Source organism: Amycolatopsis sp. WAC 04169 (assembly GCF_003947535.1).
GTDB classification, from domain to species: Bacteria; Actinomycetota; Actinomycetes; order Mycobacteriales; family Pseudonocardiaceae; genus Amycolatopsis; species Amycolatopsis keratiniphila.
Genome location: NZ_QHJI01000002.1, coordinates 589,176 through 600,681, shown reverse-complemented (window position 1 = coordinate 600,681; position 11,506 = coordinate 589,176). Strand labels below are relative to the sequence as shown.

Below are 11,506 nucleotides of genomic sequence, written 5' to 3'. Positions count from 1 at the left end.
TGCGCAGGAGGATTTGGGGCATTATGGAGGGGTGAGTACTCAGACCCTTCCGAAGCCGGATACCCGTCCCGAGGGCACCGACGGCACCGACGACGATTCGCCGAAGATGTTCCACTACGTGCGCAAGAACAAGATCGCCGAAAGCGCGGTCATGGGCACGCACGTGGTGGCGCTGTGCGGTGAGGTCTTCCCGGTGACGAAGTCGGCGAAGCCCGGTTCGCCGGTCTGCCCGGACTGCAAGAAGATCTACGACGGTCTCAAGCCGGGCGACTGAGTGTCCGTCCGGTGTCCGAAACCGGACAAAATCTGAAAATCCTTCACATGGCGGCTGCCCGTCCCGGTCTTCGCTGGTAATCAGTACGCGCCAGCGAAACCCAGCCGGGACGGAGCCTTCATGCGTAGAACCGGGATCGTGCTCGCCATCGCCGCGTTGGTCGCGGTGTTCTCACCCGCCGCCGCCCAAGCCGTCACCGGCTGGACCATCGTCGGCTCGGACAACGCCCGCCCGCTCGACGAGGGCCAGGGCCTGGCCACCATCGAACGGCCGTCCGGGACGATCTACCGCTACACCGGGATAGCGACCGTCCCGATGAGCCTCTCGACCCAGGGCTGGAACCACGTCGGCGACCCCGGCTCCGCGCAAGGGTGGTACGTCGAGCCGTACCAGCGCGACGACCGGGGCGCGAAGCTCTTCCGTGTCGAATCGCCCGACGGGAAGTGGGCGAACTACACGCACGCGCTGGAATCGTGGGAGGCGAACAACAACTCGTTCGCCGCCGTGACACCCGATGCCCGCTGGATGGTGGCGGGCGAGTGGGGCACGATGGACCGCCTCCTCGTGCACCCGATGCCCGGCGTCGCGCACACGAACCCCTCGGCGAACCTGCCGTACTCGTCCGCGATCAGGCTCGACAAGCCGGTGCGGGACATCCAGGGCTGCGACTTCGTCACCGCGACCCGGCTGCTGTGCGCGTCCGACGATCCCGAGGGCTCGCTGTTCGGGACCACGAAGCCGCTGCTGCAGGTGGATCTTTCCGGTGCGCTGTCCGGTTCGGACGTGACCGGGCGGGTCACGTCGCTGGGGCAGCTCCCCCTGAAGAGCACCTGCAGCGGGAACTTCGAGACCGAGGGCATCGACGTCGCCGCCGACGGGACCCTGCGGGTCGTCATGCTTTCGCCTTCGTGGTGCGTGGCCTTCGACAGCAAGACCTGGCGGTTCCGGAAGGCGTGACTCGCGTGATCAGACGCGTGACTCGCGTGATTGGAGGCGTACCTGCTCCAATCACGCGAGTTACGGCTTCGATCACGCGAGTCACGGGTTACCGGGCGGGTTCCGGGGTGAGGTCTTCCGAGTGCGGCGCCGCGGGGGACCGGCGGGCCGCCTTCTTCGCGCGGCGCTTCTCTTTCCGCGTCTCGACCATCGTGTACAGCGTCGGCACCAGGATCAGCGTCAGCAGGGTCGAGCTGACCAGCCCGCCGATCACCACGATCGCCAGCGGCTGCCCGATGAACCCGCCCTGCCCGGTCAGCCCGAGCGCCATCGGGATCAGCGCGAAGATGGTCGCCGCCGCGGTCATCAGGATCGGCCGCAACCGTCGCCTGCCGCCTTCGACGACGGCGTCGGCGACGCTCATCCCCGAAGCCCGGTACTGGTTGATCAGGTCGATCAGCACGATCGCGTTGGTCACCACGATGCCGACGAGCATCAGCATCCCGATCAGCGCGGGCAGGCCCAGCGCGGTCCCGGTGGCCAGCAGCAGCCCGATCGCGCCGGTCGCCGCGAACGGGATCGACACCAGCAGGATCAGCGGCTGGATCAGGCTGCGGAACGTCGCCACCATGATCAGGTACACGATCGCGACCGCGGCCAGCAGCGCGAGGAACAGGTTCCCGAACGCCTCCTGCTGATCCTCGCTGACACCGCCGAGCTTGTACGCCGCGCCACCGGTGAAGGTCAGTCCGTCCAGTTTGGACTGGATGGCCTTCGTGGTGGCCGCCAGGTCCGCGCCGGTGTTCTTAGCGGTGACCGTGGTGCTCAGCTCGCCCGAGGTGCGGTGCACCGCGGCCGGTCCGTCCACTGTGGACACGGTGGCGACGGAGTCCAGCCGCACCACGCCGGTCGCGCTCGGGATCGGCAGTGCCTTGACCGCGTCGACCGACACCGGGGCCGTGCCCGCGCGCAGCACGATGTCCGTGCGCTGACCGTCGACCGGCAGCTGGGTCACCGTGCGGCCGGCGATGGCCTGGTTCGCGATCTGGCCGATCGTGGTCGCCGAAAGCCCGCTCGCGGCGGCCTTGGCGGCGTCGACCTCGACCTGCACGCGCGGCGAGCCCTGCGCGAGATCACTGGTCACCTCGGTGAGGTCCGGGATGCCGGACAGCGCCTGGCGGACCTGCTCGGCGGCGGGTTTCAGCGCCGCTTCGTCCGGCGCGGTGACGGTGATCGAGACCTGGTCGGAGTTGAACCCGCCCGCTTCGGCGCCGATCTTCACCTCGCCGAGTTCCGGCCTGTCCAGCTTGCCCCGCAAGCGATCCGACAGCGCGTCGAGGTCGGTGTCCTTGGCGACGGTGACCTGGATGCTGGTCGCCGTCCCGCCGCCGCCGAAGAAGTTCCCTCCGCCGATGCTGACCTGATAGGTCTCGACGGCCGGTTCGGCGGCGAGCGCCTGCTCCACCGCGCCCGCGGCCTTCTCCTTGGCCTCGGGGCTGGTGCCGGGCGGCAGCTTCTGCGAAAGGCTCAGCGTCGTCGAGCCGGACTGGTCGAGGAAGTTCGTGTTCAGCTGCGAGGCCAGCCCCACCGTGCCGCCGAAGATGATCAGCGCCAGCAGCACGACGGTGACGCGGCGCCGGGTCGCGAACCGGATCACCGGCACGTATCCGCGCTGCAGCAGCCCGCGGCGTTCCTTGTCCTCGGCGGCCTGGCGTGTGAGCTCGGCCTCGCGTTCGTCCGCCGGGGCCTTGGGCGGCTTGAGGAACCAGTACGCCAGCACCGGCACGATCGTCAGCGACACGAGCAGCGACGCCAGCAGCGCCACGGTGACCGTGATCGCGAACGGCGAGAACAGCTCGCCGACGAATCCGCCGACGAAGGCGATCGGCAGGAACACCGCGACCGTGGTGAGGGTGGACGACGTCACGGCACCCGCGACCTCGCGCACGCCGTCGAGGACCGCGCGCTCCTTCTCCTCGCCGTAGGCCAGATGTCGTTTGATGTTCTCCAGCACCACGATCGAGTCGTCGACCACCCGCCCGATGGCGATGGTGAGCGCGCCGAGGGTGAGCAGGTTCAGCGAAAGATCACCCGTCCACAACGCCAGCAGCGCCACGACCACCGAAAGCGGGATCGACACCGCCGTCACCAGGGTCGAGCGCACCGACATCAGGAACAGCAGGATCACCACGACCGCGAACGCCAGCCCCAGCAGGCCTTCGGTGGTCAGGCCGCTGATCGCGTCCTTGACCGGGGTGCCCTGGTCGAACACGACGCTCATCTCGGCGCCGATCTTCTTCGACAACTCGGGCAGCTTGTCCCGCACCGCCTCCGAGATCGCGACCGCGTTCCCGTTCTCCACCATGGTGATCGAGAGCCCGAGACTCGGCTTGCCGTTCGTGCGCGTGATCGACGTCGGCGGCGCGAAGCCCGCCTGGACGTCCGCGACATCACCGAGCTTCACCGGTTTGCCCGCCGGCGCCCCGGGACGCGAAGCCGGTGTCAGGTACAGGTTCTTGATCGTGTCCACTGTGGTCGGTCCGCCGCCGACCTGGACGGTGAGCGTCTTGTCGCCTTCGGTCAGCGTCCCGGCCGGGACGGCGGCACCGGCGGTCTGCAGCGTGGTGGCGATCGACGCCGGGTCGACCCCCGCGGCCGCCAGCTTCGCGTAGTCCAGCGCGATGGTGACCCGCGGCTGCCGCGCACCGGTCACGTCGACCTCGCGGACGCCGTCGATCTTGCGCAGTTCCGGCGCGACCTCCCCGGTCAGCGCGGGCGCGAGCGCCTGCGGGTCACCGGTGGTGCCGGCGGCCAGCAGCACGACCGGGAGATCGTCGGTGGACCCCGCGGACACCGTCGGCTCGCTGTTCTGCGGCAGCCGGGTCTTGAGCCCGTCGATGACGCGCTGGATCTGCCCGACGGCCGCGTCGATGTCCGTGCCGAACTCGAACTGCGCGGTGATCCGCGACAGCCCCTCCGACGACGTCGAGCTCAGCTCTTCGAGCCCCTTCAAACCCTGCAGCCCGCCTTCGAGCGGCTCGGTGACCTGACGGTCGACCGCGTCCGGCGACGCGCCCGCGTACGGCGTGATGACCTGCGCCTGCGGGAACTGCAGTGACGGGAACAGTTGCTGCTTAAGCTGCGGCAGGGCGAAGGCGCCGAAGCCGATCACCACCAGGGCGAGCAGCCCGATGAGACTTCGGTTGCGCAGGCTCAGTCTGGCCAGCGTGGACATGACGGGATCCCCCAGGAAGACAGCTCGGGAACGTGCGGATTACCGCGAGCTTTTCACGGCGGGGGGTGGACTGGATTCACACCACGGGTGGAATCGGAGTACGACTTCGGGATGAGGTCCTGCTCAGACCGGCCTCAATTTTGCCGTTCGGTCACCTGATCGGCTTCGCTCTGCGTTTCTTCGTTCACCGATTGTTCTGATTCGGTCTCGCCGTTCTGGCGGGGACGGCGGAGCGGGACGGTCGTCCGTTCCCACAGTTTGCGGCCCTCTTCGGCACGGATCCGTTCGCTGGCGCGTTCCATTTCCAGCCGCCGCCATTTCCGGCGCTGGCGTTTCGTCGCCTTGGCGGGCCACAGTTCCTGGATCGCGCTGTTGAAGTACGCGCCGCCGACCACCGCGAGCCCGATGAAGAACATCAGCAACAGGAACGCGATCGGCGCGGCGAGCGCGCCGTAGGTGTAGCCGGTCTTGGTGATCCAGTTCAGGTAGATCCGCAGCCCGATACTGGAGAGCAGGAACACGACCATGGCGAGCATCGCGCCCGGCAGCCCGCGGTGCCACGGCAGACGGCGCGGCAGCGCCAGCTTGTACAGCGTCGTCAGCGCCAGCACGATCATCACGGCCAGCACCGGGTAGTACAGCGTGCCGACCCAGTACGACACCGTGCCGCGCCAGTCGGTGGGGAAGAACTGGGGGAGCAGGTCCGGCCCGATCGCCAGCAGCGGCAGCCCGACCACCAGGATGACCAGCCCGGCCAGGTACAGCAGCAGCGCGAAGATCCGCTGCCAGACGTCGTTGCGGACGCCGTACTGGTCGTGCGCCACGGTGATCGCGTCGACGAACGACGACATCGCCGACGAACCGGCCCACAGGGAGATCAGGAAGCCGACGGAGACGATCTCGCCCTTGCCGACGGTGAGGATGCTGTTGACCGTCGGCTCGATGATGTCGTGGACGGCGTTGTCGCTGAAGATCGTCTTGCTGAAGGTGATGATCCGGTCGTGGACGGCGGTCACGACCTCCTGGCCGAACCAGTCGCCGACGAAGCCGAGGCAACCGAGGAGACCGAGCAACAGCGGGGGGAGGGACAACGTCTGCCAGAAGGCGGCTTCGGCGGCCTCGGAGAAGATGTTGCCGTCCCACGCCTTGCTGAGCGTGCGGCTGAGCAGGCGCAACGGCCCCCTGCGGCCCTTCGCGACCTCGGCGGCCGTGTCGGGACGGCCGTTCTCCTCGCTCATGCAGCTCCTCCGCCGGCGCCGAGCGCCCTTGACGGTGTCCAGCATGGTCCATGCCGCGCCATTCGGCTCGCCACCCCTGGGTTTTCGGGTGAGTAAACCGACAACGGGGGTGGCGCTTCCGGCGTTCCACGGGGCTGGAAGGTAGGCTCACCGGAGTGCCCTCACCTCAGGCGCCGGCGTCGCGGCCGGATACCCAAGTGGGGGTTTTCGCTTGTGTCAGGGTGGATGACCAGGCGTTTCGGATGAGGGAGGAGGGGGACCTGCATGTCGGAAACCGTTGAGCGCGATCGAGGCGAGCTGGGCGCGCCTCCCGCGGCGAAGGACAGCACGGCCCGCCCGCTGCGTGCCTGGCAGCGGCGAGCGCTGACGAAGTACCTCACGAAGAAACCGCAGGACTTCCTGGCCGTGGCGACGCCGGGCGCGGGCAAGACGGTGTTCGGTCTCCGGATCGCCGCCGAGCTGCTGAGCGACCGGACCGTCGAGCGGATCACCATCGTCGCGCCGACCGAGCACCTCAAGCACCAGTGGGCCGCCTCGGCCGCGGCCGCCGGTATCGCGATCGACTCGAACTTCCGCAACGGCACCGGCGTCACCTCGCGTGACTACCAAGGTGTCGCGGTGACCTACGCGCAGGTCGCCGCGCATCCGTCACTGCACCGCGTGCGCACCGAGAACCGCAAGACCCTGGTCATCCTCGACGAGATCCACCACGGCGGCGACGCGAAATCGTGGGGCGACGCGATCCGTGAGGCGTTCACCCCCGCCGTCCGCCGTCTGGCGCTCACCGGGACGCCGTTCCGCAGCGACGACTCGCCGATCCCGTTCGTCACCTACGAGGCCGACGGCTCGGGTTTCCAGCGCAGCAAGGCCGACCATGCCTACGGCTACGCCGACGCGCTCGCCGACGGCGTGGTCCGGCCGGTCGTCTTCCTCGCCTACTCCGGTGAGGCCTCCTGGCGCACGAGCGCGGGGGAGGAGTTCACCGCGCGGCTCGGCGAGCCGCTGACCGCCGAGCAGAACGCGCGGGCCTGGCGTACGGCGCTCGACCCGGCGGGCGAATGGATCCCTTCGGTGCTGCAGGCCGCGGACACGCGTCTCGCGCAGCTTCGCGCCAACGGCATCCCGGACGCGGGCGGTCTGGTGATCGCCACCGACCAGGATTCGGCGCGCGCGTACGCCAAGATCCTGCAGCGCATCTCCGGCCAGAACCCGACGGTCGTCCTCTCCGACGACCCCAAGGCTTCGGGGCGGATCAAGGAGTTCTCGGATTCGACGGACCGCTGGCTGGTCGCGGTCCGGATGGTGTCCGAAGGAGTCGACGTCCCGCGCCTGGCGGTCGGTGTGTACGCCACGAGCGCGTCGACCCCGCTGTTCTTCGCGCAGGCCATCGGCCGGTACGTGCGTTCGCGCAAACCCGGTGAGACGGCTTCGGTCTTCCTGCCGAGCGTGCCGGTGCTGCTGGAACTGGCCAGCGAGCTGGAGGCGCAGCGCGACCACGTCCTCGGCAAGCCGCACCGCGAGAAGGAGGGCTGGGACGACGAGCTCCTGGCCCAGGCCAACCGCACCGAGGACGAGCCGGGCGAGGAGGAGAAGGCGTTCACCTCGCTGGGTGCCTCCGCCGAGCTCGACCAGGTGATCTACGACGGCAACTCGTTCGGCACCGCGGTGTTCTCCGGTTCCGACGAGGAGCAGGAGTACCTCGGCCTGCCGGGGCTGCTCGAACCGGACCAGGTCCGCGCCCTGCTGCGGAAGCGGCAGGAGGAGCAGCTCTCCGACGAGAAGCGGCGCAAGCCGAAGGCCGAGGAGGCGGCGCCGGTCGCGCGGCCGCAGTCGGTCAGCGAGCGGCTCGGCAGCCTGCGCAAGGAGCTGAACGCGCTGGTGGGCGTGCACCACCACCGCACGAAGAAGCCGCACGGCGCGATCCACAACGAACTGCGCCGGGTGTGCGGCGGGCCGCCGACGGCGATGGCTTCGGTGGAGCAGCTGGAAGAGCGGATCGTCACCCTGCGTTCTTGGTGACCGCCCCGTAACCAAGCGCTATGAACGGTCCGTTCCTTGCAAAATTTGCAAGGAACGGACCGTTCATAGCGTTCGGGGCGGAGAACCGGAGCTGCGCCGATCACGCTGAGTGAGTGGTGGCGGTCACACCGTCAGCGCACCTAGACTTCATACGCCTTGCTACGGCCACGTTGCCAAACCGTGTCCATTTGATGAGGCTTAATCGATTCAGCCGTCTTCCGCGAAACCCGTTCGGCGGCATATGTTGTCGCCCACAACATATGCGCGATGGTGCGACCGGTCCTCGAGGATCGCCGCCCGCGAGCAAGATCCGGAAGGAACGAGGATGCGCAGCAGAACCCTTACCCTCCTCGCCGCGACGGTGGGCGCCGGCCTGGTGCTTTCCGCCTGTGGCGCCAACACCGCCGACTCCGGCAGCGGCAACTCCTCGCAGTCCGCCCCCGCCCCGGGCGGCGCCGCCGCCGGTGGCAAGGTCGGCGTCATCCTGCCGGAGACCGCCACCTCCGCCCGCTGGGAGTCCTTCGACAAGCCCTTCCTGACCAAGGCGCTCAAGGACGCGGGCTTCGACGCCGACGTCCAGAACGCCCAGGGCGACGTCCAGAAGTTCACCACGCTGGCCGACGGCATGATCGCGCAGAACGTCAAGGTCCTGATCATCGCCGCGATCAACGGCGAGGTCGGCTCGGCCGTCGCCAAGAAGGCGCAGGCCGCGGGCATCCCGACGATCGACTACGACCGCCTCAACCTCGGCGGCAGCTCCGACTACTACGTCTCGTTCGACAACGAGAAGGTCGGCCAGCTCCAGGGCCAGGGCCTCGCCGACGCGCTGAAGGACAAGAAGGGCGCCGAGGTCGTCATGATCGAGGGTGCCCCGACCGACAACAACGCGACGCTGTTCGCCAACGGCCAGAAGTCCGTCCTGCAGCCGAAGTTCGCCAGCGGCGATTTGAAGCTCGTGCGCGAGCAGGCCATCGACAACTGGGACAACCAGAAGGGCGGCCAGACCTTCGAGCAGATCCTGACCGACAACAAGGGCAAGGTCGACGGCGTCGTCGCCGCGAACGACGGTCTCGCCGGCGCGGTCATCACCGTGCTGAAGAAGAACGGCCTCAACGGCAAGGTCCCGGTCACCGGCCAGGACGCCACCGCGGACGGCCTCATGGCCATCCTGCGCGGCGACCAGTACATGACCGTCTTCAAGCCCATCAAGGAAGAGGCCGAGGCCGCGGCGAAGCTCGCCGTCCTGCTGGCCAAGGGCGACAAGGCGGGCGCCGACGCGCTGGCCACCGGCAAGGCGAAGGACCCGAAGGGCAACCGCGAGGTCAAGTCCGTGCTCCTCGAGCCGAAGCTGACCACCAAGGACGGCGTCAAGGAGGTCGTGACGCAGGGCTACGTCAAGGCCGCCGAGATCTGCGGCGGCGACCTGGCCGCGGCGTGCACGCAGCTCGGTATCTCCTGACCCGTTAAATCCAGACGACCGGGCCGGTGCGTTCCCCCGACGGAGCGCACCGGCCCGGTACCCAGCCGGGAGAACCCCCATGAGTGAACCCATCCTCGAACTGAAGCAGCTCAACAAGAGCTTCGGGCCGGTCCACGTCCTGCACGACGTGGACTTCAACGTGCGCGCCGGCGAGGTCACCGCGCTGGTCGGCGACAACGGTGCCGGTAAGTCCACTTTGGTCAAGTCGATCGCCGGGATCCACGGCTACGACTCGGGAACGGTGACGTTCCAGGGCAAGCAGGTGAACATCCACGGCCCGCGCGACGCCGCGGACCTGGGCATCGAGGTCGTGTACCAGGACCTCGCGCTCGCCGAGAACCTCGACATCGTGCAGAACATGTTCCTCGGCCGGGAACGCGGCAGCAAATGGCTGCTCGACGAGGCCAGCATGGAGAAGGCCGCCCGCGAGACGCTCGCTTCGCTTTCGGTCCGCACCGTGAAATCGGTCCGCACGCCCGTTTCCGCCCTCTCGGGCGGGCAGCGGCAGACCGTCGCGATCGCGAAATCCGTGCTGTGGGACTCGAAGGTCGTCCTGCTCGACGAGCCCACCGCCGCGCTCGGTGTCGCGCAGACCCGGCAGGTGCTCGACCTCGTCCGCCGCCTCGCCGAACAGGGCCTCGGTGTGGTGCTGATCAGCCACAACATGGCCGACGTCTTCGAGGTCGCCGACCGGATCGCCGTGCTCTACCTCGGCCGTCTCGTCGCCGAGGTGCACACCAAGGACGTCACCCACGGCCAGGTCGTGGAACTGATCACCGCCGGTCGCTCCGGCGACCTCGGCCTTGCCCGCCCCGAAGCCGCCGTCCTCTGATCCGAGGCGAGAAAGAACCGGAAATGACTGAGACACCTGCAAAGCCCGCCTCGCCGGAGGGGGGCAAGTCGGCGGCCGCCGCGCTCAACCCGTCGGCGGCCATCACGGACTTCGGCATCGACACGACATCGATGTCGACGCGCGAAGCCGTCGGCGACTACTTCTCCCGGCTCAAGGCCGGACAGCTGGGTTCGCTCCCGGCGCTGCTCGGCCTGCTCGTGCTGGTGATCGTGTTCGCGTCACTGTCGGACACCTTCCTGACGATGAACAACATCGCGAACCTGATGGCCCAGGGCGCCGGCAAGGCGATCATCGCGATGGGCATCGTGTTCGTGCTGCTGCTCGGCGAGATCGACCTCTCCGCCGGTACGGCCTCCGGCGTCACCGCCGCGGTGCTGGCGATGCACTACGTCCGCAACGGAAACCTTTTGGGCGGTATGGGGAACGGCGTGTTCATCGCCTTCCTCGTCGTGCTCGCCATCGCCGCGCTGCTCGGCGTGATCCTGCGGATCTGGGCGGGCGTCGGGTTCGCCGTGCTCGCCATCGCGCTCGTGCTGTCGGGAACCGCGGCCAACGCGTGGATCGAGATGCTGCTCGCGATCTCCGTCGGCGGCGCGATCGGTGTCCTCACCGGCTTCCTCGTCTCGAAGATCGGCATGCCCTCGTTCGTCGTGACGCTGGCGCTCTTCCTCGCCTGGCAGGGCGTCATCCTCCAGTTCATCGGTGAGGGCGGCACGCTCGGTATCAGCACCTCCGATGTGCTGTTCAAGGTCGCCAACGGCAATCTGTCCACTGTGGGCAGCTGGATCCTGTTCCTGATCGCCGCCGGTGGTTTCGCCGCCGTGACACTGGGACAGCACTTCTCGCGGCTCAAGCGCGGCCTGGTCACCCAGCCGACGCCGATGGTGCTGTTCAAGGTCGGCGCGATCGGCGTGGTCGCCGCGATCGCGACCTACCTGCTCACGCTGAACCGCGCGCCGAACCCGAACATCGTCATCTCCGGTGTCCCGTACGTCGTGCCGATCGTGCTCGGCCTGCTGGTGCTCGGCACCTACGTGCTCAACCGCACGCAGTACGGCCGCCACATCTACGCCGTCGGCGGCAACCGCGAGGCGGCCCGCCGCGCCGGTATCAACGTCGAGAAGATCCGGGCCTCGGTGTTCGTCATCTGCTCGGCGGTGGCGGCGGTCGGCGCGATCGTCTACTCGTCGAAGGTCGGTTCCGTCGACCCGCAGGCCGGTGGCCTCAACACGCTGCTGTTCGCGGTCGGCGCCGCCGTCATCGGTGGTACGTCGCTGTTCGGCGGCAAGGGCCGGGTCGTCGACGCGGTGATCGGTGGTCTCGTGCTGGCGGTCGTCGAGAACGCGCTGGGCCTGCTGAAGCAGTCGGCGGCGGTGGTCAACATCGTCACCGGTCTGGTGCTGCTTCTCGCGGCCACGGTGGACGCGCTGTCCCGTCGCCGCGCGGCTGCGTCGCCGCGCTGAGTCCGCAT

Annotated in this window: 8 protein-coding genes; 6 read left to right on the top strand and 2 right to left on the bottom strand. The window is 68.5% G+C overall.

Translation table 11 applies throughout. The annotated features are described in order from the left end of the window. Positions 1-31 precede the first annotated feature (31 nt). Together DMC61_RS07640 and DMC61_RS07635 are read left to right on the top strand one after the other, a co-directional pair. Positions 32-274 carry a DUF3039 domain-containing protein gene (locus DMC61_RS07640; protein WP_007033595.1) on the top strand — a complete coding sequence of 81 codons (243 nt, stop codon included), beginning with the start codon at positions 32-34 and terminating at the stop codon, positions 272-274. A 120-nt stretch (positions 275-394) separates the two neighbouring features. Beyond that, complete coding sequence (locus tag DMC61_RS07635; protein ID WP_125687888.1) at positions 395-1,231, top strand: hypothetical protein; 837 nt, start codon at positions 395-397, stop codon at positions 1,229-1,231. Positions 1,232-1,319: 88 nt separating this feature from the next. On the opposite strand, the gene DMC61_RS07630 is transcribed toward DMC61_RS07635, so the two are convergent. Together DMC61_RS07630 and DMC61_RS07625 are read right to left on the bottom strand one after the other, a co-directional pair. Continuing rightward, on the bottom strand, positions 1,320-4,445 hold the full coding sequence (locus DMC61_RS07630; protein WP_125687886.1) for an efflux RND transporter permease subunit: 3,126 nt from the start codon (positions 4,443-4,445) through the stop codon (positions 1,320-1,322). A 134-nt stretch (positions 4,446-4,579) separates the two neighbouring features. Beyond that, on the bottom strand, positions 4,580-5,683 hold the full coding sequence (locus tag DMC61_RS07625; protein ID WP_125687885.1) for a YihY/virulence factor BrkB family protein: 1,104 nt from the start codon (positions 5,681-5,683) through the stop codon (positions 4,580-4,582). A 264-nt stretch (positions 5,684-5,947) separates the two neighbouring features. On the opposite strand from DMC61_RS07625, the gene DMC61_RS07620 reads away from it, so the two are divergent. The 4 genes from DMC61_RS07620 to DMC61_RS07605 all read left to right on the top strand — a co-directional run bounded on the left by DMC61_RS07620 (position 5,948) and on the right by DMC61_RS07605 (position 11,498). Next, positions 5,948-7,702 (top strand): DEAD/DEAH box helicase, encoded by a 1,755-nt coding sequence (locus tag DMC61_RS07620; RefSeq protein ID WP_016332931.1) that lies wholly within the window; start codon positions 5,948-5,950, stop codon positions 7,700-7,702. Between the two features lie 325 nt (positions 7,703-8,027). Further along, entirely contained in the window at positions 8,028-9,161 is a 1,134-nt protein-coding gene (locus tag DMC61_RS07615) for a sugar ABC transporter substrate-binding protein (protein ID WP_016332932.1), read from the top strand. Positions 9,162-9,240: 79 nt separating this feature from the next. Then, a complete protein-coding gene (locus tag DMC61_RS07610; RefSeq protein WP_005164482.1) occupies positions 9,241-10,014 on the top strand; it encodes an ATP-binding cassette domain-containing protein in 774 nt (257 codons plus the stop codon). 23 nt (positions 10,015-10,037) lie between these two features. Next, complete coding sequence (locus DMC61_RS07605; protein ID WP_016332933.1) at positions 10,038-11,498, top strand: sugar ABC transporter permease; 1,461 nt, start codon at positions 10,038-10,040, stop codon at positions 11,496-11,498. Positions 11,499-11,506 lie beyond the last annotated feature (8 nt).